This window comes from Methanoculleus marisnigri JR1, assembly GCF_000015825.1.
GTDB lineage: Archaea > Halobacteriota > Methanomicrobia > Methanomicrobiales > Methanoculleaceae > Methanoculleus > Methanoculleus marisnigri.
Genome location: NC_009051.1, coordinates 1109863 through 1134080, shown reverse-complemented (window position 1 = coordinate 1134080; position 24218 = coordinate 1109863). Strand labels below are relative to the sequence as shown.

The following is a 24218-nucleotide window of genomic DNA, read 5'->3' as shown; positions in this document are numbered from 1 at the left end:
AGCAGACCCTTTTCGGTGCACCGTCGTGAGATGTGTGCCGTGGAGCGCACCGGCATACCGCACCGCCACGTTCAAATAGAGAGGGGATACAGGGCCGCATATGGAGCAGACCATCCTCGTCACGGGCTCGACGGACGGTATCGGAAAGGTGACCGCACGCGCGCTCTCCCGGCAGGGCCACCGCGTGCTGCTCCACGGTAGAGATCCCGGGAAGGGCCGGAGGGTCCTCGCGGAACTGGAGGCGGCCACCGGCTCCGACCGGCTCGATCTCTTCATCGCCGACCTCTCGGTGCAGGAGCGGGTCAGGGATCTCGCGGAGGAGATCGCCGGGGCGTACGACCGGCTCGACGTTCTCATCAACAACGCCGGGGTCTTCATGCCGGAGCGGGAGGTTGCTCCCGGCGGGATCGAGACGACGTTCGCCGTGAACTTTCTAGCGCAGTTCCTTCTCGCCCACGAGTTCCTCCCGCTTCTTGCGAGAAGCGCTCCGGCACGGATCGTCAACGTCGCGTCGATCGCCCACCGGAGCGTGCGGTCGATCGACTGGGAGAATCTTCCGGGTTTTCCGGACTACGACGCCTACGATGCCTATGCGGTATCGAAGGTAGGGGTCGTCGCCTTCACCGCCCGGCTCGCCAGAGAACTCGAGGGGACGGGGGTGACGGCGAACAGCCTCCATCCGGGGGTGATCGAGACGAAGCTCCTCCGCGCTTATACCCACGGCAGGGACGGCGGTGCACCACCGAAGAAGGGGGCGGAGGCGGAGGTGCACCTCGCCCTCTCCCCGGATGCCGGTAAGACGAGCGGCGGTTACTTCGAGGAGAGCCGGTGGACACGGCCGTCGTCCCTCGCCCTCGACCCGGTGATCCAGGAACGGTTCTGGGAGATGGGAAGCAGTCTCACCGGGGCGGCGCGGTGGGCCGACCCGAAAGCATATGCCCGATGAGGTGGATCGGCACTACCCGGAGGGAGAATAGCATGACCAAACGCAGCATCAAAGGCGAAGAGAAAGCGGAGACAAAGGAGTTCTGGTGCGAGATCTGCGGGGCGGCCTGCGACGAGATCACCGAAGAGAACTACCCGGACCTCGAAAAGGCCCGGACGCTCTGTCCGGGCTGCAGGAAATCCTACGAGGAGTCCTGCAGGATCAGGTGACGGGAAGGGCAATCACTTCCCGCCTTTCTTCAACTCCTCGATCATCTCCTCGACTTCTCCGTAGCCGTGCTGGTAGAACTCCTCTTCGCCGGGCTCAAGCTCCCGGAGAAGCCGCAGGAACTCTCCTGCATGCTCTTTCTCCTCGTCCGCGATATCGCGCATCACCTTCTGGACCAGCGGTTCGTCGGTCGATTCGGCGATCTGGTTGTAGAACTGGATCGCCTCGTACTCGGCGGCGATCGAGAACCGGATCGTCCTGATGAGTTCCTCCCGGTCCAGTTTGCGCTCCATGCGGTTCCCGGAGAACGGTTGTGCAAATTCGGGCATCTCGGATGACCTCCGGGGGGACATGGGGAGAGGCGTTATTTATAGGTTGGGCCGGCCGGGAACAGGCACCCCCTCACGCGATCATCGCGATCCTCCCATCCGCCTTCGCGTCCACAGGCTCAGGGAGGGACTCCATATACGCGACCAGCGCATCGACGTCGAACGGCCCGTTGACGATATCCGTACCTTCCCCGAAGACGGTATACCGGTCGCCGCCGGTCGCGAGGAAGTCGACCATCGCCGCCGTATACTCCCCGTCCGGGTCGAGTGCGGTGCCGTTCACCCGGACCTCGACGATCCTGCTGCCGGCGGGCTTTCTCTCGTCGAAGGTATACGACAGCCCGGAGACGGCGAGGTTGTGGGGCGGCAGCGGGGCCTCCCACTGCCGTTCCAGCACGCCCCGGACCTGCTCGCCTGTCAGGGCTATCGAGAGCACGGTCGAAGAGAACGGCTGCACCGCATAAAGGTCGCCCCAGGTGACGTTCCCCTCCGCTATCTCCGCCCGGAGCGAGCCGGTGGTGACGAACGCGATATCGGCGCCCATCGCCGCCCGCTGGCTGTCGGCGACGAGGTTGCCGAGCGCGGATTCGCCGGCACCGGTCTGCAGCCGCGTGATATCCGCCGATGCGGTCGTTATGGTCCGGTCGGTCATCGGCCCGACCGCCTCCTCACAGATCTCAAGCAGCACCGAGGCCTCCGGGTCGGGGCTGGTGCCGTATTCATATGCCGGGACGATCCGCGCCGACGTATGAGTGACCTCGCCGGTGAGGGGGTCTATGACGATATCGACGTCGGCAAACGCCCTGCTGTAACTGTACGCCTGCGTCACCAGGACCGGGTTTTTGCCGGCGTTCTCCAGGTAGGCGTTCGTGAACGCATGGGTGTGGCCGGAGAGGACGACGTCCACGTCCGGGTCAAGGCCGGCGACGATCGCGGCGACCCTGCCGGTGACGTTCTCCCCCTCCCGGGTCGGGCCGTCGTAGGGTTCCTGCGAGCCGCCCTCGTGGAGGAGGAGGACGATCGCGTGCACCCCCTGCCGCTGGATCTCCGGGACGTAGCGGTTGATCGACTCGGTCTCGTTTCTAAAGACGACCTCTTCTACGTTGGTCGCCTTCTGGATCGAGGGCGTCTCGATCGTCGTGGCACCGATAAACGCGATCTTTGCACCGCCGGCGTCGCGGATGGTGTAGGGGGCGGCAAGAAGGGTGCCGTTCGTCTTCCAGACCACGTTCGAGCAGACGTACTCCGCCGCCGCACCCGGGTAGGGGTCTACCGGGCGGTCGAGGGTCGCCGTGCCGTTCCCGCCGCGGACCATCCGCAGCAACTCGTCCGTGCCCCGGTCGAACTCGTGGTTGCCGAAGGTCGCGATCATCGACTCCGGGCTGTCGCCCGCGACGCCGTTGAAGAAGAGCATGGCGGGTTCGTCCAGCAGCAGCCCGGACTCGGGCGGCGACGCCCCGACGACGTCTCCCGGGAGCGCGACGAACGTGGTTGCCCCGCCGGCATCGGCCATCGCATGTTTGAGGTACGACGCAAGCACCGGCGCGCTCCCGGCCGGCTCGCCGTCGAGTTTCTGCCCGCCGGGGAGCTGCCCGTGGAAGTCGTTGACCGCGAGGATCCGAACATGCACCGGTTCAGGGTCCGACGAGAAGTATCCCGAGAGTGCGATGGGGGCGAGAGCGACGGCGAGAAGAACCAGTAACCCGATGATCGCCTGCCGCCGGGGCGATCCGGCGCTTGTGGGCGAACCGGCTGTCATGAGAAGAGGTCTTGCCGGGCGGCATAAATACCAGCCGGAACCAACCCGGGTGGGAACGAAGAAACAGGGCGGTTATGTCGCCGGATTGGATCACACCCGGTCCGGCGCGGCGGGTGCCGGCGAAGTGCAGGAGAGTGTGTCCGCCTGTCACGGGTACCATGGGTGCCTGATCGGTTTATCGGACAGGGGTTTAATTCATTGGAATGCGACGGATTTCTGTTAAGATCTCCTAAAGAGTAAAACAAGTTATAAATATAATTATACGAGAGAAACGAAGAAAGATAGAATATAAAATTTTCCTCAACATACGAGGGGCATATGGACATCTTTGAGAATCATAGTAAAGTTGGCAGAAATGATCCTTGTCCATGTGGAAGTGGTAAAAAGTTTAAAAAATGCTGTATCGGATCTTTTAGACCACTACCATCTCCCAGAAAAGCAGAGTTGGGATTATTAAAAAGTGAATTCAGAAAATATGATCCAAAAGAAATAATTTCAACACTAGCAGGACTTCATCTACACCCAGAAAACCATAGCCATACAGTACGCCTCGAAGTTGCATCACATCTAGCCTGTTCTTTAAAGCACGGGGGGAAAGACAAGATAGATCCAGATCGTCTGAAGAATAAGTTAAATGAATATTTAGATCCTTTTTGTGAAGTTGGAGTCCTAGAAGACCCTCCCGAGCAATTATTTACCGAGAATATCGAATTTTACGGCGGGAACTATATTATTTACCCCGGAATTTATGATTGTGAACCTTTTGTCTTACGAATGCTTTTCAAAACTCTTTTTCTCGAGGGAAATGAATATCCACAAGAATTCCTGGATACCATTTATGCGACCTCGCGACTTATACTAAGTCTAAGTAATGAAATCGCAAAACGATTAAATCAGTCACGGTACATGGTCAGTCCATCAAACTGGCATCAAAAAATTGATGTCCCAGAGGAAAATCTTCTTGCAAAATATAGGTGCTCGGTAATATTTTCGAATGAAGAACTTGAAGAACTGCTTAATCGTATAAATATTGATTCACGTTTCCTTGCACCATTTACCATTTCTGTTGGCGATCCAGCATTTAAGAAAAGGAATATCAAGAAAAATCCTCTCTTTATCACGCCAATTGTCAAGTTTGAAGATGATATAATTGTAGCACATCCAAGTTCACTGGCCGCTGCGTTAAGGCATTTCATCTGGAATATCTCTGGAAAATTCAAGTGCCGTGACATCCTTGCAGAAAACTACCGTAAAAGTGTATTTATGGGCATGAAGGAGTCGCTTGAATTAATCGGATTCTATGAAGTGGATATTTCGTTGCCACCGATAAATGATGAGCGCCTTATCATAGAAGAGAGTGTATACCAGGTTGACACAGATAAACTTGTATATGTTATTTTAATCTGTGATGATGCGAAAAACTACCCCAGCAAGGATATAAATGGCGAATGGAACGCGCTCAAACTAGAAGAGATTATTATAAGCAGAGTATGTCAAATTTTCGCCTATTTGAAGAGAGAGCTAGAATATTGTAATGAGATCTTAACTTTAAGAGTGTACGGAAAAATTGGCCGAAATTTTAAAATTATCATTGATGACCAAAGTCACCTAACACTCTCTCTATGTGCCGATGAGTTGGAGTTGCTCTCACAATTAAGAAAGTGCGAACCGCTTACATTGTGGAAATTTGCAGAGGCATATACAAATTTTGCCAAATCCAATGATATATTTTCTTGGTCATTTCTCGACACGTTTAGTGGCTACATCCAACATAATTATTCGTTTAGTGCAGGAGATAAAAATGAACCAATCTTACTTGATATTCTCGCAGGGACTGGCCGAGACCTGAGGATAAAAGCCACAAAAAAGTTTGACTTTCATTCAGCCAAAAAAGGGAATCCATCAGGATTTATCACAGTCTGCAAAGTCTCTGAAGATGAATCTGATGAGATATATACTCCATATTATCGCATAAACAGATCATTAGTCCGTCTCGTTGAAGGGTATGATCAAGCAATCTGGATCGAACCGCAATCAACCGAGCATTCTCCTGAGCAGTTAGCCCTCTATACTTTAATATCTGACACTATCAGCTATTGGGTTTCGCAAATTAAACCTAGCATTAAGCCATTGTTATCCAGTACAGGCACAGATCCTATTGAAATTAGATATGAATTAGAAAATTTTCATCTCTGGTTAAATTGTGAATTTGATGATCTGAGTGATGTCACGCCTAAATGCGATTTTATCATCGAAGGGCGTTCAATTCTATTTTCAATCCCCCATACAATAGTCCCATATCTTAAAAGAGCGAATAACATCGGAGAAAGAGTCATCTTGAATTCATTGTTAGAAGCGATAGATGGATTTATCATTCAATCAAGTGGAAAACACGTATTGAGTAAAACGGAAAGGCGTACTATTATTGAGTTCCATGCTCCACTTGGACTCAAGAAGAAAATTCTAATTGCCGGAATTGAAGCAGATGGACTCCTTTTCCAAAACTTCACTCCTCCACCACGTTTGATTCAAATGCACGATCTTGAAGCACAGGAAGAAAATTTGGTTGAGGACTTGGGGTGTGAATTTTCAATTGGAGAATATTCAGATAAAGCCGAACAAATGAAAATATGTGGGAAAGTCGTGGATACGTATCTAAGGCGAATAAGAGAATCTTTAAAGCAGTTTTCACATGAATCGCTTCTTCAATACCTTATTGGCTCCTATGAAGGCTTGCTGCATTATCAAGCCTATATTCAGTTTTCTACACCTCAAATAATTTCTTGTTATACAGATGTAGATGAGCTCGCCACCGAAATGATCAAAGACATTCCGAATATTAATTCAACATCTCTCAGTACAAGAGTTCTTATTGAGATCATCGCAGCTGAGCCTCCTGCGGGAGATCGAACGATTAGTATTAGTGAATTAGATAAGCTACTTGCGTTGACATCACATCTGATCAATTGGGCTGACATCAGCGATAGAATCCACTTTGACTTTGTACAGATCAAAATTATTCTACTGGAAAATGGCCGCATTAGGTGTGAGAGTCTTGGTGATACAAACTTTGACGCGCCTTTTTTACGTGCAAAAACTTTAGAAGGAATCGAATCGGCTCTATTACATTCAACGGATCAGGATAAATCTACAGATGAAAGAGCAGCATTTAGAATAGATTCGAGATATGATACAGCATTCAATGCAGAATTTGGGATTAGTCTTCAAGAGGTTGGACAGTTCATCATCTGTTTAATTCACAGTTGTGACCATTTTATCTGTGCGGAACAGAACTCACCAGCGTTATCGTTACCAGTGTCTGAATTTAAAAAACGGATCATTTCGACCCTGAATTGGCCTGAAGATCGCGTTATAAAAGCAATCAACCTATTCTCATTAAGCCCAAGAGAAAAATGGGATCTCGCTCCCGAAGGCTTCACATTAAATGAGGATATTCTCCCATGGAGATATAACCGGAGATTGTCGTATCTTCGGAGACCCCTTATCATTGGTCCAGAAACTGATACGGAACCAATGATCTTCTGGGGATCGCTTCATGTAGAGTCTTCATTTAACTATCTGGCTGAATTGATAGACTCTGGACGTTATAAAAATCCACAAGGCATGTCCGAAGAGATGCAAAAATTACTCGGCGAGATCAAACGAGAAAAGGGAAAATTTTTCGTGAGCAAAGTTCACAAATGGTTTGAAGATAATACTGAATATATCGTTGATTCAAATGTCCCTATAGCTCCTAATGAAAAATTAGACTCGCCAAGCAATTTAGGAGACATTGATGTATTACTCATAGATATCGTTCAAAAAAAGATTTTCTCAATTGAGTGTAAAAATATCAATTTCGGTCGAAATGCGAGGGAAATTGATAATGAAATGACCAGATTTATAATCGATAAGGAGAAACGAAAATCTTGGGCAAGTAAACACATTGATCGCGACGAGTGGTTAAAAAACAACGTCAAAAAGGTTGCTTCAGCATATAATCTCGATTCAAATTCATATGATGTCATTTCAATTTTTATGTTATCTGAGTCCATATTCACATCGATTTTTCAAAAGATTCCTTTACCCACATTTTCATATCCACAGTTGTTACGTGATGGAGTGAAATTATTTGACCCACTCCTACAATAGGGAGGAAATTAGAGATTCATTTTGCTATTAAACTTTTGAGCCTCGCTACCTTACTTTATCTGTCCTGCCTTTCCGTCAGATATGAGGCTGTTGCCATCCTAATCTATTCCATTCTCCACAAAAACTTCCTGAATTGAGCGATCCAGCACACAATTTCAACAGGACGAGTGTGACGAGCAGGAGAACCAGTAAGCCGACGATCGCGGTCACCTGAAGGCGCTCAGCCCTCCCGGGGGAGGATCGCCTCGACGGTGATCGCGTAGGTGATCGTCTCCCCCGCGAGCGGGTGGTTGGCGTCGACGGTGATGTATTTCTCGTCCACGTCGAGGACGGTCACCAGGCAGGGCTTCCCCAGCACCTCGACCCTGACAAACTCGCCGACGACCGGTTCGTGGTCGAGTTTCAGTTTCGTGCGCTTTACCGTGACCACGAGTTTCCGGTTGAACTTCCCGTAGGCCTTCTCCGGGGGCAGCGACACGGTCACCGTCTCGCCCGGCTCTTTTCCGATCAGCGCCTCCTCGAAGAGGGGATTGATCCGGTTCCCCCCGAGGGTGACCCGGACCGGCTCGCCCGAGCGGGTATCCTCGAAGACCTCGCCGTCGGGGCGGGTGCTGGTGAAGTGCAGGAGGAGGGTGTCTCCGTCTGTCACGGGTGCCATGGGTGCCTGATCGGTTTGTCGGGCAGTGGTTTTAATTCATCGGGAATACAAGCGCGTCTCCAGCAGTTCGCTCCCCGGTCTTTACTGATAAGGTACAGGGCAGAGGATTGTATGTCTCGACAGGGTTGGGGAGACGGGAGGGGCAATGCAATCAACGGCGGCTCAACCGCCATCTGCAAATACCATTTCTGATCCGTCTAATCAGGCAGTCGTCCGTGACGATTATTGTAGATCTTGCCGGGCTTAGGCCGGGTGAACTTAAGTCCGGTCCATACGTCGTCGATACGCAGGTTGATGCTTTCGACCAGTCCGTGGTTGTAGCCGATTGCGATCACCGATTTAATGTCGAGGCCCGTGCCCAACTGTCCGCCCTTCGGCCACGATATCCATAACTTGCCGCCGGGGGCGAGGTGCGCTTTTAGTTCCGCAAAGTGCGCATCAAGTTCAGCCCGGCTTTTTACAAAGTAGTGTATATAGTCGAACGTGCCCTCCAGATTGTCGGCTATACTAAGCGGGGGCAGATTCATTGCCGCCACTGCCTCCGGCGGCGCATCCAGGAAGAATGCCCTCATTCCTTCTTTAACACCCATTTTTTCCGAGACGAGCCCTGGCATAGGTATGTCACCTTTTGTGCAGCACCTCAAGAAAGTGAGGGGTATGCTTCGGCCGGGAATATTACCGGACGGATCAACTACCGAAACAGTCACGAAGTCGACCTCACGTTCGATACACGGCTGGTATTCTCGGCACCCATGAGCAATGACAAACCGGACCAATTACAAGCACAATCGTCCGGGATTACGCTTTGCAGTATCGCAAGATACCCGTGATCATCGTACGAACAACATCAGCCCAATTCGATGCTGCAACCCGGGGACGAGATGCATGATTACACCTTCGATAAGTGCTGTAATGCAAAACAGAAAGCCTCAGGCGAGATTCGAACTCGCGACCTTGTCCTTACCAAGGACACGCTCTACCGGCTGAGCCACTGAGGCGTGACGCACCAATTATGTTGGAAGTTAACCCTATAAAAGGTTACGGCCGAAACCGGGGAAATAACCGGGCGGGACCGCCCCTATTCGCCCGTTTGGGCGGCGGCGATCCCCTCCAGCGCGGATATGCTGGCGGTCACCCCCTCGAGGGTATCCACCTCGACGATGGGGACGGCGCCGCTCCTCCGCACAGCCTTCATCACGGCCGAAAAGTCGATCGTCCCGTCCCCGACCGGCGAATGCGTGTCCCCGGTGCCGTCGTTGTCGTGCAGGTGGAAGTGCGCCGCCGGGTGGGCGAGGAAACAGTCCAGGCACCCGTTCAGGTTCGCGTGGCCGACGTCGAGCGCGAGCCCGATCCCGTCGATGAGCGGCAGGTCGTCGCAGGTGCGCAGGAAGAAGTACTCCCAGTTCCCCATGTTCTCCACGAAGAACGTGACCGAGAGGTCTTCGGCCGCCGCGGTTAGTTCGGAGAGCGACTGGCGGAACCTTTCGGCCGCCCGCTCCCGCTCCTCGCTCCACGCATAGTAGCCCGGGTGGATGACCACGTCCGCCCCGACCTCGGCGGCGACGGCGAAGGCCTGCGCCAGAACCTCGACGCTCGCCCGGCGGATCGGCTCAAGGAGGCTTGCGATATTGACCCCCCGGGCCGGTGCGTGAATGAAGTAACGGTACGAATAACTCTCGAGCGATTCCGCACTCTTCAGGTAGTGCAGCCCCTCGTCCATCACCTCCACGCAATCGGTGATGGGAGCAAGTTTCTCGAGCGCGAGAGAGAGCGGTTCGCGGTGAAGGCAGTATGTGGAGACGCCGAACATACAGAATGTTCCGGGCGGAACGATAAATAGGTTCGGAATACGCACCTCCCGGTGTATCGCGACCCGCAAGGTTTGCCGACCGGGCTGTTGCAGGGAGGTAAATCCTGATGGTTCCTCGCACCGGATACTACTCCGGAAAACCCCATGGCATACCGTTACCTCTTCGGCCCGGTTCCCTCCCGGCGGCTGGGCATCTCGCTCGGGATCGACCTGGTGCCGCACAAGACCTGCACCTTCGACTGTGTCTACTGCGAATGCGGGCGGACGACCGATCTTACCTGCGAGCGGCGCGAATACGTCCCGACCGACCGGGTCATCGCGGAACTCGACGATTTTCTCGCGAAGGCGCCGGAACTCGACTACGTCACGTTCGCCGGGTCAGGGGAACCGACGCTTCACTCCGGGATCGGCGAGATTATCTCCTTCATCAAAGACCGCTACCCCCGCTACCGGGTCGCGGTGCTGACCAACAGCGCGCTCTTCACCGACCCGGATGTCCGGGCGGCCCTCATGCCCGCGGACCTCGTGGTGCCGTCGCTCGATGCCGTCTCCGAAGAGGTCTTTTCAAAGATTAACCGCCCCTGCCGGGGCATCACCGCAGAGCAGGTGCTTGAGGGCCTGCTCGACTTCGCCCGGGAGTATACCGGCGAGGTCTGGCTCGAGATCTTCATCGTCCCGGGCGTCAACGACACCGAAAAGGAACTCCGGCTCCTGAAAGACGCCGTAATAGCAATCGAACCCGATCGCGTGCAGGTAAACACCCTTGATAGGCCCGGCACCGAGAACTGGGTCCGGCCGGCATCGCCCGAGGCTATCGAGCGGATCGCGGCAATGCTCGGCGGAAACGCGGGAGCGATCGGGGTAGCGTACGCGGGCCGGACGTTACCGCCGGAGAGCGAGGATATCGGGGAGACCATCCTCGCAACAATCCGGCGCCGGCCCTGCACGCCCCGCGATCTCGCCACGCTGCTCGGCATCCGTCCAACCGAGGTCGCGAAGCACCTCCGGGTCCTCGAAGCCCGGGGCCTGATCGAACCCGTGGAGGAGGAAAGAGGGGTATTTTACCGGCCGACCTGATCACTCCCGCATGTGGACGTCCATCTGCGGGAACGGGATCTCGATTCCTTCTTCCGCAAACCGCTCGTAGACGCGCGTGTTCACGTAGTCCTGGACGTCCCAGGCCAGGTTGAAGGCCCTTGCCCAGATGATGAGCATGAAGTCCAGGCTCGATGCTCCGAACTCGAGGAAGTAGGCGGACGGCGCAGGATCGGAGAGGACGTATTTCGACCGGGCCGCGGCCTCGCACCCGATCTCGATGAGGATCTCTTTCACGCGCTTGATATCGCTGCCGTAGGCAGCCGAGATCGGGATCTTGATCTTCAACTTGACGTCCGGCAGGGCGTAGTTGACGATGACGCTGCTCGATACCTTCGAGTTCGGAAGGGTGACCATCTGGTAGTCCAGCGTCTTGATCCTGGTGCTCCGGGGCCGATGCTGATCACGTCTCCGAGGAACTCGTCGATCTTGATCCGGTCGCCGACCGCGAACGGCTTGTCCACCAGGATGACCGCGCCCCCGAAGAAGTTGGAGACGATGTCCTGGGCAGCGAGCGCCACCGCCAGGCCGGCGAGCCCGGCACCGGCGACGAGCGGCGTGATGTTCACCTCGAGCATCTGGAGCACCATGAGGATGGCGATGAACCAGATGATGTAGCGTGCCGAGACCTCGAGCACCCGGATGATCCGGTCGTCGAGGTCGGTCTCGGTCTGCGACGCCATCCACCTGCCGTAGAGGTTGATGAAGTTGTAGATGAACGAAGAGATCACCCACGCCGCGATGAGTATCGCCGCCGCGGCGAAGTATTTCTCCGAAACGAGCCATGCGTACTCCCCGAGAAGGGCCGCGGGGTCGATGATGAACGTTACGGAGATCCAGACGGAACCCGCGATTATGGCAATGGCCAGGGGTTTGTCGAGCGAATAGAGCACGATATCGTCGAGTTTTGATTCCGTGAGGTCGGCCCGCTTTTGCAGCCACCCGAAGACCTCGTGAACGATGAACGCTGCGATGATTCCGCAGAGGACGACCGCGCTTCCGTACATGATGCTGTTCATTCCGGTACTAATATGTGCTGTCAGTGGAATATAAGTGTGATAATTCATGGCGGTAGGTAAGGAGATCCTCGATACGCTTCACGCTCTCGTGGACCGTGATATCACGCTCATGCACATCTGCGGCACCCACGAGGCGGCGATCGCGCGCGCCGGGCTCAGGAGCGTCCTTCCCCCGGGCCTCAAGATCGTGATGGGACCGGGCTGCCCGGTCTGCATCACGCCGCAGGGCGAGATCGACGCCGCGCTCGACCTGGTGGAGCGGGACTGCACCATCGCCACCTACGGCGACCTGCTGCGTGTCCCGGGGTCGAAGGGCTCGCTCGAGTCGAGCGGCGGAGACGTCCGGGTGGTGCAGGGCGTCCACAAGGCGGTGGAGATCGCCCGGCGGGAACCGGACCGGGAGGTCGTCTTCATATCGGTCGGGTTCGAGACGACCGCACCGACGGTCGCCGCCACGATCCTCTCCCGCCCGCCGGAGAACTTCTCGATCCTCTCGTGCCACCGGCTCGTCCCGCCCGCGATGGCATGGCTCCTCGCCCAGGGCGAGGCGTCGCTCGACGGGTTCCTCCTCCCGGGACACGTCTGCGCGGTGATGGGCTACGAGGAGTACGAGCAGTTCCCCGTCCCGCAGGTCGTCGCGGGGTTCGAGCCGGAGGACATCCTCCTCGCCCTCCTGATGGCGGTCAGGCAGGTCAAGGAGGGGGCGCACCGGGTGGAAAACGCCTACCCGCGCGTGGTCACCCGGGAAGGGAACGTCAAGGCGAAACGCCTGATGTACGAGGTCTTCGAGCCGTATGACGTCGAGTGGCGCGGATTCCCGGTGATCCCGGCCTCCGGCCTCCGCCTGAAACCGGAGTTCGAGGGCTACGACGCGCAGAAGAAGTACGATATCGAGATCCGGCACGTGGACAAGCATTCCGCCTGCATCTGCGACAAGGTGCTGCGCGGCATCGCCCGGCCGTCCGACTGCAAGCTCTTCGGGAAGGCCTGCACCCCGCGCACCCCCGTCGGCCCCTGCATGGTCAGCCACGAAGGGGCGTGCAAGATATGGCATCTCTACGAATCGCGGAGGGCATGAAACCCTCCTCTCCGCTGGCCTTTTATACCATACACGACAACATAATATGGCAGTCTCGGTAGGGTAGTGGATATCCTGAAAGCCTCCGGAGCTTTCGACCCGGGTTCGAATCCCGGCCGGGGCGTTTCTTGTTTTGAAGTTAATTGCCCGTCGGATTTACGGTCGCCAGCGCAGCCGATCGTTTCAACGCAGGAAAGGGACGGTATACTCCGAAAGAATGGAAAGTGATGATCTCGTTCGCTAAAAATCGCGCATACCGGGTAAAAAAAACGTGCATCAGGGATCTTCTTCCTTCCAATTCGAAAAACGGAAAAACGTCTCCCCGGGGGGCTTTGCACCGTCCCCGTGCCGTCGCAGGAACTGCCTGACGTTCGCCGACTCGATCCATCCCCGGTCGAGTTCGGTGACGAAGCCGTCGATCCGGCGCGACTCTGCGAGGATCTTCTCTGCAAACGGGTCGTCGATCATCTCCGCGTACCCGACGATCACCTGCAGGGGATTCCGGATATGGTCCCCGAGGATGGCAAACTGCTCGATATTCTTCCCGAGCTGCGCGTAGGTCTCCCGCCTCATCTGATCGGTGAGGATGCGCTCGGTGATGTCCATCACGATCAGCATGATGCAGAGCGGCTGCCCGGCATCGTTCTGGACGACGCTGCCCGAGATCTGGATGTGAAACGGAGAGCCGTTGCTCCGCAGCCCGACCGTCTCCTGCACGATCGCAGGGTTGTCGAGGAGATGGGCCGTAACCTTCTCCCCGACGGTGGGGTCCGCAAAGAACGCCTCCAGGTTTCTCCCCGTAATCGTGCCCTCCCGCTCGTAGCCGAACATCGCGGTAAAACTCCGGTTGGCGTACATGACCGCTCCGGTGAGATCGGCGATGAGGATGCCGTTCGTCGAGGATTCGAGCGCGCTCTCCTTTATCCTGAGCTCCCTCTCGGTGTGGATCCGATCAGTGATGTCCCGTGCAATCGCGACGATATACTGCTCGGCGCCGAAGGTGACCGACCGGACGGTGATCTCCATCGGGATCTCCGTTCCGTCCCGCGCTACGAGCGGCGCGGTGAAGGCCTGCCGGAATTCGGACGGCAGATTGCTGCAATCCATGAGGAACTCGGAAAATTGAGCCTGTTTTGAGGGGGAGATCAGGTCGGCGAACAGTTTTTTGAGCAGCTCCTTCTTCGAGTAGCCGAGATACGCCTTTGCGGATGCGTTGACGTCCGCAAGTCTCCCGGTCTCCGCACGGATCAGGAATATCGCGTCGTGCGTCTGGTCGAGCAGCGCCCTGAACCGTTCGAGCTCCGCAAGCCGTCTCTGCAGTTCGGGATAGTAACTCTTGTGCAGGGACGTCTCCCCGAGGCCGATGATCTTCTCGCGGAGCGCGTCCCGCTCACCGGGAGGTTCAGAGTGCATGCCCATAGATCCGTTCAATGTCTTCGCAGGCGAGGCTGCGCGGGTTCGTTACCATGCAGGGATCGGCGTGCGCCGCCGCCGCAAGAGCGGGGATCGCATCCACCCGGACGCCGACTTCGGCGAGGGTTTCCGTGATCCCGAGCGTTTTCCGAAACGCGGCCGCCCCCTCTGCCGGGGTTGCCCGTCCCTGCCCGAGGATCTCGCCGATCCGGTCGTACCGGCCGGACGCCGCGTCGTAGTTCGCCGCCATCACGTGCTCGAGGAGGAGCGCGTTGCACCGCCCGTGCGCAAGATCGTAGGCCCCGCCGAGACTGTGCGCCATCGCGTGCACCGCCCCGAGGCTTGCGTTCGAGAACGCAAGTCCGGCGTGAAGGCTGGCAAGGAGGGTCGAGAACCGCAGGTTCAGGTCGTCCGGCTCGGCCATGGCCGCCGGGAGTGCGCTCGCGATGAGCCGTATCGCCTCGAGGGCATGCACGTCGGTCATCGGGGAACTGGCGTTCGAGACATAGGCCTCGATCGCGTGGCTGAGGGTATCCATGCCGGTATCCACGGTCAGTTCACGCGGCATCGTCGTCAGGGGTTCGGGATCGAGCAGGGAGATGTCGGGGACGAGCGTTTTAGAAACGATGGCGATCTTCCGCTTCCTCCCTTCGTCCGTGATGATGGCGAACTGGGAGACGTCGGCGGAACTTCCGGCGGTCGTCGGGATGCAGATGAGCGGCGGGGCAGGCACCGGCACCCGGTCGACGCCCTCGAACGTGAGGATGTCGCGCATGCTGGAGGACGCTATCCCGATCCCCTTGGCGCAGTCCATCGGGCTGCCCCCGCCGACGGCGACGATGCCGTTGCACTCCCCGGCGAGGTATGCTTCCGTACCCGCCATCACCTGCCGGGAGCGGGGATTCGCGGAGATGGCATCGAAGACGGTGAACGATACCCCCGCTTCGGTCAGGCTCTCCCCGACGGCCCCGGCCCAGCCTGCGGCCCGGACACCCGGGTCGGTGACGAGGAGCACCTGCTTCATCCCGAAGTTGCGGGCATACCGCCCTGCAAGGTGCAGGGCCCCGTATCCGCAGATAAATTCGGGAGCTACGAATTTTCTCAGGTCAAACTGGCTTCTCTGGATCATGGTTCGGTATGATGGTAAGTCCGGCAATCGTCAGGAGAGTTCCGGTCAGTAAAAACGGAACCGCAGGCATAGATCCTGGCGAACCGGTGCGATTGAAGAGTGCGTTGCAATGCGTAGATATTGATCCCATCTTATTCATTAAGTTTGGCACAAAAAAAGGCGCTTAATACGGGACTCACGGCACCTTTCCCACCGGAATCGCAACGCATTTCCCGGACGGACCTGTCGAAAAAAGGATGGCCGGGATCACGCTACGGGCTCAAGGGTGATGCCGAAACACTCCATGCCGATGAGATCCAGGTCGTCCTCTGCCGTATCGCAGACGATCGCCGGGTACTGCCGGACGACCCTGAAGACGACGGCATCGCCGGGGATGGCCGGGTCCATCGGGGCGTCGACGTTCTTCTGGATGACGAGGCGTGCGGGATCGAGGTTCGCGGCGTAGTAGTCCTTGAACGCCGACCGCTTCTCCTCGGGGATGACGACCCAGTCGGCCGCCTCGGCAACCGTCACGTCGTTCGGGACCCAGCCGTAGCCGGGCAGGTAGTACTCCGCCCAGAAGTGGGTGCCGGGCGTTTCAGAGAGAAGCATCTGGTAGCCGCCGACGGCGCGGGCGGGGATCCCGAGCGACCGGCAGAGCGCGGCAAAGAGCATGCTCTGGGTGCCGCAGTCGCCATGATCGGTCTCGAACATATGGGTCGACTCGGCGACCTTGGGCTCCCGGGCATCGAGCGAACCGTGCGGGACGTGGCTGTAGGGGTAGGTCTCGATGATGTGGCGGTAGATCATCTGTGCCTGGAGGTGCGGGTTCGTCTCGTTCCCGACGATCAGAAGTGCCTTCTCCCGGACCGCGTCCGTGAGTTCGATGTTCCTCTCGGACTTCGTGTAGAGCAGATACCCGGGATCGCTCGTATCGTATTCCCCGACCTTCTCCGGGTTGATATCCTCAAATATCTGCTCGTAGGAGGTGAACGCGATATCCGCCGAGAGGACGAGGTTCCCGTTGACCGCCTCGACGGGGATCTCGTAGTAGACGTAGCCGATAGGGCCGGTGGTGACCGGGCCGGCGGAGATGAAGTCGGGGCACGAGAGGTTCGTGACGGTGACGTTCCTCTGCGCGTCCGTCTCGACCGGGAGCGGGAACCAGATCTTCAGGATGCCCGTCGACGGAAGCGCCTCGAACGGGATCTCGAGCCGCTCGACGCCCTCGTAGCGCACCGGGTTCACGTACGGCCCGTGCTCCGAACGGTTCCCGGACCAGGCATACCGGGCGACGTAGTCGAAGTCGAGACTCCTCTCGTTCTGTTTCTGCATCTCGCCGGGGTGCGCGTAGAGGTAGTCGCCGGCGACGTCGTAGAAGTAGAGCGTCTCGTTCTCCGAGACGATCTTCTGCGCCCGGTTCTCCAGCCAGTCGGTTATCGCGGCATCGGTGATACCGGGAACCTTCTCCCGCAGCGCCGCCTCTGCGGCCGCGGTGTCGAGCGAATACTCCATATACGTCCTGTTCGCCCGGAACATGGCGTTCCTGGCTGTTCTGGCCTTATCCGGATCGCCGGCATCGGCGTAGAGGGCACAGGCCTCCGCGAAGCGTTCTTCGGCGACACGGTAGTTGGCGGCTCCATATTCGGCGAGCCCCCGGGCGTAGGCCTCGTCGGCCGGCGAAGAAGCGGCTGAACCGGCTTTTTCCTCCGTTGCGGCAGTGCATCCTGCCGCAAAGATGAGAAGAAGAGCGAATACAGCCGCAGAAATAGTGATCGCAGTGGATCTCATAGTAAAGAGAACATGCGGATTGTAGAAAAATTTTTTCTTTTTTCGAACCTTTTTCCCGGGATTTTCGCCGATTTTAGTGTTTTAAATGGGGTTTTTCGAAAAAACCGGAAGTCAGGCCGGGAGGATGGCCGTTGCAGCCATTCTACATCGGTGGCCGGGCCTCCGGGATGGCCGGAGTCTCCGGCTCCTCCCGCGCCGCCTTTTTGAGCGTGAACCGGAACGCCGCCCCCTCCTCCGTGGCGCCCGGCACACGGTCTTCCACCCGGATGCTCCCCCCGTAGCGGGTAACAAGCATCCGCACGATGTACAGCCCGAGACCCTTGCCGCTCTTCGAACTCTTCCCCTTCCGGAACCGCGAGAAGAGGGCGGGCTTTACGTCGTCGGGTATGCCGGGCCCCGTGTCCTCGACCGAGACCAGCACCTCGCCGTCCTGGTCCTCGACCCGGATCGCGACCGTGACATCGGGGTCCCCGAACTTGATGCTGTTGCCGACGAGGTTCGTGAAGACCTCGGGGAGGAGGTCGTCGGCGAGGACCGTGACCGGTCTCCCGTCGTACCGGATATCGGTCTCGCGGTGCTGCCGGATCTCGGCCCGGATCACCGCGTCGAGATCGACGGGCCTCAAGGGTGGGGTCAGCGAGCGGAGACGCCGGATCGTCGAGACGTTCTGGATGATCTCGATGCTCTGGCTGACGGCCGACCGGACCTTCTGTATCATCTCCCGGTTCGTGCCTTCCAGGTCTTCGGCGAGGATTTCGCTGTATCCGAGCGCTATAGCGTTGGCATTGTTGATGTCGTGAACCATGATGTCGAGATACAGGTTCGCCACCTCGTTCGCCGCGAGGAGGGCCTCTTCAGCCTCTTTGCGGTCGGTGATGTCCGTGAACGTGACCACCGCCATAAAGGGGCTGCCGCCCGCGCCGCGAACGAGGGTGCCGCCGTAGTTGAATACACGCTGCCGGTCGGTTCCGATGCGCCGGGTGCGCACCTCCACATCCCGGATCTGCTCCCCGCGCAGAACGCGGGAGAGCGGCCACTCTTCCACCGGGAGGACGGTGCCGTCCGTCGTTGTAAACTCGAAGAGACTGTCGAACTCGCTCACGTTCCCGGGGGCGCTCTCAAAGCCGAACAGTCCGAAGGACTCTCTTGCGGCACGGTTCCACTGAAGCGGGTGGCCGTCGAGGTCGAAGACGCCCAGCCCTTCGTTCAGGTTCTCGACGATCGTGCGGAGCTGGGCCTCGCGGTTCTGGAGCGCCTCCTGTGCCCGGATCCGCTCGGTGATATCCTTCCCCGACCCGAGAACCCCGGTGATACGGCCGCCGGCGTCCCGCAGGACGGCCTCTTTCCAGATGAGGGTACGCTCGTCGCCGTCCTTCGTCACGATGACGATCTCGTCCGTTGGCGATGTGGTAGCAGCGCCGGAGATCATACGGGCGAATACCTGCCGGGCATCCTCCCGGTTGCGCTCCGGGATGGCCACGTCGAACCAGTTCTTCCCGACGAGTTCGTCCTCCCGGTATCCTAGGAGCTCGCAGCCGCGGCGGTTGACGAGGCCGATGGTCTGGTCCGCGTTGATCACGACCAGCAGGACGGCGGCCACGTCCAGGTAGCCCTGCGCCCGGTCGCGCTCCCGCTCGGTGTCCTTCTGCTGCCTCTTCAGCCGCTCGGAGAGCCAGGCGATGACGATCGCGACCACGACGAACATCACCGCACGCCCGTAGTCGTTGACGGTTCCGACGTCGGTCCTGAGGAGGAAGTGGCTGATCAGGACCAGCCCCCCGAGGAAGAAGGCCACGCTGATGCCCCGTCTCCCCCACCAGAGGGCGGCGAGGATGATGGGTATGTAGAAGAAGTGGGAGAAGACCGCTCCTACCGAGAGGACTGCATGAAAGTAGTAGGTCAGGACGATCGATATCCCGATCAGGATGCCGACGATGAATGTGCGGATGGTCTCGGGCAGTGGCGCCATGGCAGGACTTCCTCCTTGCAGGCCAGGTTTTATAATTACTCCCGAATAAAAGTCACCGCGCTCAGATGCGATACGGTGTTTCCCTGGACGGTTTTCGGTTCGGGGATGCCTGTGCGGTGAGTTCGGGCTTTCCGGATCTCCCGCCGCCCCCGGTCCGGCCGTGAGGAGAGCATCGTACCGGAAGAACATGCACGGGCGCGATCACGTCGGGGGCGCACCGATTGAACGGGAAAGCCGGCGAAGTTACTGTAAATCTCTTTTGTTTTTTGATTCGGCCGATAAAATAGAGAAAGATATATCCCTCAGAAGAGAATTTACTAATGAAAGCGGAGGCTTTTATGCAAAACGCTGTACGCAACCTTCTGGTTTTTTCTCTCATCGCCTGCTTCCTTATTGTCCTTCCTTCGAGTGCTCAGCCGCCCGTAGGCGGGGACAACGGATGGTATGCGGTCAACTGTAACGTGAATGGAGCCGACGTCTACTTCGACGACGAATTCAAGGGTACGATCGAGAGCGGCGTTCTGTACGTCCCGGTCTACACCACCGGTGCACCCTACCAGACGTTCCGTGTCGAGAAGGACGGATACACAACCCACTACGGGGACGTAACCTCCGTTCCCGGCAAGGGAGAGGTCTTCGACCTCTACGCGACCCTGAACCCCGCCGCGCCTCCCGCCCCGATCGGCGGCGACGTCGGCTGGTACACTGTCCACGCCAACGTTGACGGGGCAACCGTCCAGTTCGACAACGAGGTCAAGGGCACCACCAGCCAGGGTGTCCTCACCGTGCAGGTCTACGTGACCGGGACACCCTACCAGACCTACACCGTGACCAAAGATGGCTATCTCCCCTACACGGCGGCCATCAACCAGTATCCCGCCGCAGGGGAGACCGTCGACCTCCACGCGGACCTGAGCACCGCGCCCCCCACGCAGCAGGCGCCCCTCTCGCCGGCCCTTGCCGGCGCCGCCCTGCTGATCGCCGGGCTGGTGCTGGTTGCGGGGAGAAAGAACTAACCCTCACTCTTTTTTCGTAACTTCTGCCCGGCGGACACTTGTAAAAAAGGTGGAGCCGCCGTCAGGCCGCCCCGGCCGACTCCTCCGTATCCGCAGTCACCTCGTGGCGGTCGAGCGCCCACCCGACCAGCAGCGCGGCCGTCGAGAGGGGGAGCGCGATGACGAGCGGGTCCACGTCCTGCCACGGGGCGGAGAGGACCGCCGGAACCCCGAAGAGGAGGTTGGAGAGCCCGAGCGCCGCCGACTCCTTGACGTGCACGAAGGCCGTCCACGCGAACCAGGCGACCGCTCCGGTGACGAGACTCATTTTCGCCGCCTTTAGCGACGGCCTGCTGCTGTACATGGCGTGGGCGTAGGTCGGCAGGAACGCCGAAGCGCAGAGGCCCATGAACATCGCCGTCGCCCGGGCGATGATGCTGCCGGGCATGATGAAGGCGAGAATGATGCTCACGACGATCATGGCGACGGTCGCCAGCCGGATCGGCCGCATCGTCGCCTTCTCCGTCCCGGTGCGCCGTATGACGTCGAACCCGAGCGACGTTCCCATCGTATGGAAGAGGGAACTGAGCGTGGACATCGCCGCGGCAAGGAGGGCCAGCATGAAGACGACGACGAAGAGGTCCGGCATCGACGCGTTGATGAAGTTCGGGATGATCGTGTCTACGTTGCCGTTGGTGGCCGCCGCGAGCGCGGTCACGCCTTCCGTCTGGTAGAAGTAGACGTTCGTGAGCGCCCCGACCGTGAAGGCGACCCCGGTCATCATCAGGATGAACGGCCCGCCGACGAGGACCGCACGGTTCAGCGCCCGGCTGTCTTTGACGGTCATGAACCGGACGACCAGCTGGGGCTGCGCCAGCACCCCGATGCCGACCCCGAGAACGAGCGTCGTCACCAGCGTGAGCCAGATGGACGACCCGAACGCCGGCATGGACGCCCACCCGGTCAGCCCCCCGGCGGCGAGCGCCTCCGGGACGAGGTCCGACATCCCGGCAAGGGCGGTATGCGCCTCGACGACGCCCCCGAGCCGGATGTAGGTGAGCACGAGGAGGATGGTCATCCCGACGAGCATGATCCCGCCCTGCAGCGCGTCGGTGTACATAACGGCGATGAGCCCGCCGAGCACCACGTAGAGGGCGACGATCGCCGCGAAACCGAGGAGCGCGGTGGTGTAGGGGATCTGCAGCGTGCTCGTGATGAACTGGGCGCCGCCGATCAGGATCGCCGCCGTGTAGAGCGGCATGCCGAGGACGATGACGGTTCCCGCGGCATACTGCATGAACGGCGACCCGTAGCACTTCCCCATCAGGTCGGGGAAGGTCACGGCACGGAGCTTGCTCCCGATCCGGCGGGTCCGTTTTCCGAAGAAGACGAACGCGATGAAGATCCCGAGTCCGATATTGAGGACGGTCAGCCAGATCATCCCCATGCCGAGCTGCGCCGCAACCCCGCCGAACCCGACGATGGCGGAGGTGCTGATGAAGGTCGCGCCGTAGGAGAGGGCGAGAACCACGGGATGGATCTTCCTCCCGGCGACCATGTAGTCGTCGTTCTCTTTTGTCCGGCGGTAGCCGAGGTAACCGAGGCCGATGATGAGGACGAGGTATACCAGCGTCATTGCGACGAAGAGCCCCGTATCAACTGCCATCCCGTTGCTCCTCCACGCCGTTGTTCCAGTTCAAGAGGCCGTACACTAAGCATGCGAGCGTAAAGACGAGCGCAAGCAGATACCCAACCCAGATCGCGGGATCAGTAATGCCGAACATAACAAACCACCTGGCGGTAACGGAAAAACCGTTACGTTACACGGGAACTCAGCAAAAGGGCCGGTTCCCTATCTAAAGAAGAATGCGTTCTGCACAAACGCGCACTGCACGTTCGCACAGTTTTGCACCGACGTGCAATAGGACTCTACATGGTCGCCAATCATCGAGTACCTAAACATCTTCTCGATCCATTGTATTTAAACCATCCGATTTTCTGGCACCTCAAGCGGAGGGAGATCGCATCGCTGCCGGATTCCTCCCATCCAGGAGCCCCGACCATGATACCGGCCACAACAGCATCGGCAGATTCCGCTCGCGGCCATCCAGAACGGTGATATGCGCAAACGGCGTACCGGATGTTGTTTCGGGACGGGACGAACGCCGTAAGGCGAGGTGAACCATGGACGGCACGGCGGAGATCGTTTCAGCGGCACTGGGCCTCTCGTTCGACCTTCTGGTCCGGACGGTCCCGATCGTCGTCGCCGGCGTCCTGATCGCCGAAGTCCTGATTGCTCTCAAAGTCACCGACAGGATCGCGAGCGTTGCCTATCCGGTCACGACGTTCTCCCACCTCCCCCGCGAGTGCGGGGCGAGTTTTCTCCTGGCGTTCGTCTCGCCGCAGGCAGCGGACGCGATGCTCGTCGACTACCACCACAGGGGGATGATCGGGAGACGCCAACTCGTCGTCGCGGCGCTCATCAACTCCTTTCCGTCCGTCGTGATGCACTGGCGCTACCTCATCCCGGTCTACGTGCCGCTGCTCGGGGCCTTCGGCCTGATCTACTTCACGATTCTGATGGGTATCGGGTTTCTCAAGACCGGGATCGTCATGGCGGCCGGGAGGGTGCTGCTCCCGGAGGTTCCGGCGTCCGGGCCGCCGGAGAAACCTTCCGGAGGGGCACTGTCCGTTCGCGAGGCCGTGCGGGCCTCTCTCGGACCGACCGCGAAGACCCTCCGCCGCATCCTCGGGATCATGATCCCGACGATCGTCATTGTGGCGTTTCTGATCGAGGCGGGCGTCTTCGACGCCGTCGCCGCATACCTGGAGGGCGCGGGCCGGCTCTTCCCCATACCGCCCGAGGGGCTCGCCATCGTCGCCGCGAAGTTCGGGTCGTACGTCGCCGCGGCAAGCCTTGCGTCCGGGCTGCTTGCGGCGGGGGATATGGCGGGCAGGGATATCGTCATCACGCTGCTCGTGGCGAACCTGCTCACCAGCGTCGTCACCTACCTGCGATGGCTCGGGTCGTTCTACGCCGCGATCTTCGGGCCGAGGCTGGGTGCCGAGATCATGATCCTCTCCGTCGTCCTCCAGGACGGCCTCCTGCTGGCGGCGATCTTCCTGCTGGCCTGGTTCTGGTGAGAGAAAGGAGGCACATATCCGGACGGGAGCCTCTGCCCGCACCCGGGACATACCGCGGAAGTGCCGCATCTCAGGAGGTATTTCCCGGTTTTGCCGCATTCGTGGTTGTCTTCACCGGCGTACCCGTGACGGGAACATTTTTCATGAAGAACCGATGAAGCCCGGGAACCATCGGAGGAAGATACAATGGCAGAAACAAGTCTCACCGCTGAACCGGGAAAACAGGATGTCGTCATCTCGCGGGAGTTCGATGCCCCGCGGGACCTCGTGTTCAGGGCATGCACGGATCCGGAGCTGGTATCGCAGTGGTGGGGGCCGGAGAGCGTCACGACCACGGTCGAGAAGATGGACGCGAGGCCCGGCGGGACGTGGCGTGTCGTCCAGCGCGATGCCGGGGGCAGCGATTACGCGTTCCACGGCGTATACCACGAGGCTACGCCGGAGCGGATCGTCGACACCTTCGAGTACGAGGCCATGCCGGGCCACGTTCTGCTCGAGACGCAGACGCTCGAAGACCTCGGCGGCGGCAGGACGAGGCTGACCGACCACCTGATCTTCCAGTCGGTCGAGGACCGCGACGGGATGCTCCAGGCGGGATCGCAGGAAGAGATGATCGAGCCCCTGGAACGCCTTGCCGGACTCCTGCAGTCGCTGAAACAGGCTGCGCCGGCACGATAAGTGCGGAGCAGCCGGCCTCAACCAGACGGATTTCCAGTCCTACCGCAGGACTCCGGTGCCGGGCGGC

The 24218-nt window shown here is 58.7% G+C and carries 21 protein-coding genes and 2 tRNA genes; 9 read left to right on the top strand and 14 right to left on the bottom strand.

The window, feature by feature from the left end; translation table 11 throughout:
- The first annotated feature begins 100 nt into the window (after positions 1–100).
- A complete protein-coding gene (locus tag MEMAR_RS05640) occupies positions 101–946 on the top strand; it encodes an SDR family oxidoreductase (protein ID WP_011843992.1) in 846 nt (281 codons plus the stop codon).
- A gap of 32 nt (positions 947–978) precedes the next feature.
- Complete coding sequence (locus MEMAR_RS13115; protein ID WP_011843991.1) at positions 979–1155, top strand: hypothetical protein; 177 nt, start codon at positions 979–981, stop codon at positions 1153–1155.
- A gap of 12 nt (positions 1156–1167) precedes the next feature.
- Here the strand turns inward: MEMAR_RS13115 and MEMAR_RS05635 are convergent, their stop codons facing one another.
- Together MEMAR_RS05635 and MEMAR_RS05630 are read right to left on the bottom strand one after the other, a co-directional pair.
- Complete coding sequence (locus MEMAR_RS05635; RefSeq protein WP_011843990.1) at positions 1168–1482, bottom strand: ferritin family protein; 315 nt, start codon at positions 1480–1482, stop codon at positions 1168–1170.
- A gap of 73 nt (positions 1483–1555) precedes the next feature.
- Entirely contained in the window at positions 1556–3241 is a 1686-nt protein-coding gene (locus tag MEMAR_RS05630; RefSeq protein ID WP_011843989.1) for a bifunctional metallophosphatase/5'-nucleotidase, read from the bottom strand.
- 318 nt (positions 3242–3559) lie between these two features.
- On the opposite strand from MEMAR_RS05630, the gene MEMAR_RS12945 reads away from it, so the two are divergent.
- Entirely contained in the window at positions 3560–7393 is a 3834-nt protein-coding gene (locus MEMAR_RS12945) for a YecA family protein (RefSeq protein ID WP_011843988.1), read from the top strand.
- Positions 7394–7613: 220 nt separating this feature from the next.
- On the opposite strand, the gene MEMAR_RS05625 is transcribed toward MEMAR_RS12945, so the two are convergent.
- From MEMAR_RS05625 to MEMAR_RS05610, 4 genes are all read right to left on the bottom strand, one after another.
- Positions 7614–8051, bottom strand: coding sequence for an FKBP-type peptidyl-prolyl cis-trans isomerase (locus tag MEMAR_RS05625; protein WP_011843987.1), 438 nt, complete (start codon positions 8049–8051; stop codon positions 7614–7616).
- 197 nt (positions 8052–8248) lie between these two features.
- Entirely contained in the window at positions 8249–8665 is a 417-nt protein-coding gene (locus tag MEMAR_RS05620; protein ID WP_011843986.1) for a class I SAM-dependent methyltransferase, read from the bottom strand.
- A 311-nt stretch (positions 8666–8976) separates the two neighbouring features.
- Positions 8977–9049 (bottom strand) — tRNA-Thr (locus MEMAR_RS05615).
- Positions 9050–9129: 80 nt separating this feature from the next.
- Positions 9130–9861 (bottom strand): sugar phosphate isomerase/epimerase family protein, encoded by a 732-nt coding sequence (locus MEMAR_RS05610; protein WP_011843985.1) that lies wholly within the window; start codon positions 9859–9861, stop codon positions 9130–9132.
- A gap of 144 nt (positions 9862–10005) precedes the next feature.
- Between MEMAR_RS05610 and MEMAR_RS05605 the strand changes: the two genes are divergently transcribed.
- Complete coding sequence (locus MEMAR_RS05605; protein WP_011843984.1) at positions 10006–10938, top strand: radical SAM protein; 933 nt, start codon at positions 10006–10008, stop codon at positions 10936–10938.
- Here MEMAR_RS05605 and MEMAR_RS13355 read toward each other — a convergent pair whose 3' ends face one another.
- Entirely contained in the window at positions 10939–11313 is a 375-nt protein-coding gene (locus tag MEMAR_RS13355; protein WP_267312965.1) for a mechanosensitive ion channel family protein, read from the bottom strand.
- Positions 11241–11975, bottom strand: a complete 735-nt coding sequence (locus tag MEMAR_RS13350) for a mechanosensitive ion channel domain-containing protein (protein WP_281033855.1) — start codon at positions 11973–11975, stop codon at positions 11241–11243. Before MEMAR_RS13350 ends, MEMAR_RS13355 begins: the two co-directional genes overlap by 73 nt.
- 46 nt (positions 11976–12021) lie before the next feature.
- Here MEMAR_RS13350 and hypD point away from each other — a divergent pair, with 46 nt between their 5' ends.
- On the top strand, positions 12022–13053 hold the full coding sequence (gene hypD, locus MEMAR_RS05595; protein ID WP_011843983.1) for a hydrogenase formation protein HypD: 1032 nt from the start codon (positions 12022–12024) through the stop codon (positions 13051–13053).
- Between the two features lie 52 nt (positions 13054–13105).
- A tRNA-Arg gene (locus tag MEMAR_RS05590) sits at positions 13106–13177 on the top strand.
- Positions 13178–13329: 152 nt separating this feature from the next.
- Here MEMAR_RS05590 and MEMAR_RS12450 read toward each other — a convergent pair.
- The 4 genes from MEMAR_RS12450 to MEMAR_RS05570 form a co-directional block, all read right to left on the bottom strand.
- Positions 13330–14466 (bottom strand): PAS domain S-box protein, encoded by a 1137-nt coding sequence (locus MEMAR_RS12450; RefSeq protein ID WP_011843982.1) that lies wholly within the window; start codon positions 14464–14466, stop codon positions 13330–13332.
- The gene (gene ercA, locus MEMAR_RS05580) at positions 14456–15595 is read right to left on the bottom strand and encodes an alcohol dehydrogenase-like regulatory protein ErcA (RefSeq protein WP_011843981.1); all 1140 of its coding nucleotides are present in this window, start codon (positions 15593–15595) and stop codon (positions 14456–14458) included. The genes MEMAR_RS12450 and ercA overlap by 11 nt, the downstream gene beginning before the upstream one ends.
- Positions 15596–15841: 246 nt before the next feature.
- Positions 15842–17365 carry a transglutaminase-like domain-containing protein gene (locus MEMAR_RS05575; RefSeq protein WP_011843980.1) on the bottom strand — a complete coding sequence of 508 codons (1524 nt, stop codon included), beginning with the start codon at positions 17363–17365 and terminating at the stop codon, positions 15842–15844.
- Positions 17366–17507: 142 nt separating this feature from the next.
- Positions 17508–19334, bottom strand: coding sequence for a PAS domain-containing sensor histidine kinase (locus MEMAR_RS05570; protein ID WP_011843979.1), 1827 nt, complete (start codon positions 19332–19334; stop codon positions 17508–17510).
- Positions 19335–19672: 338 nt separating this feature from the next.
- Between MEMAR_RS05570 and MEMAR_RS05565 the strand changes: the two genes are divergently transcribed.
- On the top strand, positions 19673–20350 hold the full coding sequence (locus MEMAR_RS05565) for a hypothetical protein (RefSeq protein WP_011843978.1): 678 nt from the start codon (positions 19673–19675) through the stop codon (positions 20348–20350).
- Positions 20351–20411: 61 nt separating this feature from the next.
- On the opposite strand, the gene MEMAR_RS05560 is transcribed toward MEMAR_RS05565, so the two are convergent.
- Together MEMAR_RS05560 and MEMAR_RS13370 are read right to left on the bottom strand one after the other, a co-directional pair.
- On the bottom strand, positions 20412–21995 hold the full coding sequence (locus tag MEMAR_RS05560; protein WP_011843977.1) for a sodium:solute symporter family protein: 1584 nt from the start codon (positions 21993–21995) through the stop codon (positions 20412–20414).
- Positions 21985–22113: a symporter small accessory protein gene (locus tag MEMAR_RS13370; RefSeq protein ID WP_342606854.1), complete on the bottom strand. Its 129-nt coding sequence runs from the start codon at positions 22111–22113 to the stop codon at positions 21985–21987. The genes MEMAR_RS05560 and MEMAR_RS13370 overlap by 11 nt, the downstream gene beginning before the upstream one ends.
- A 400-nt stretch (positions 22114–22513) precedes the next feature.
- Between MEMAR_RS13370 and MEMAR_RS05555 the strand changes: the two genes are divergently transcribed.
- A complete protein-coding gene (locus tag MEMAR_RS05555; protein ID WP_011843975.1) occupies positions 22514–23473 on the top strand; it encodes a nucleoside recognition protein in 960 nt (319 codons plus the stop codon).
- Positions 23474–23659: 186 nt separating this feature from the next.
- Complete coding sequence (locus MEMAR_RS05550; protein ID WP_011843974.1) at positions 23660–24151, top strand: SRPBCC family protein; 492 nt, start codon at positions 23660–23662, stop codon at positions 24149–24151.
- The last annotated feature ends 67 nt before the right edge of the window (positions 24152–24218 follow it).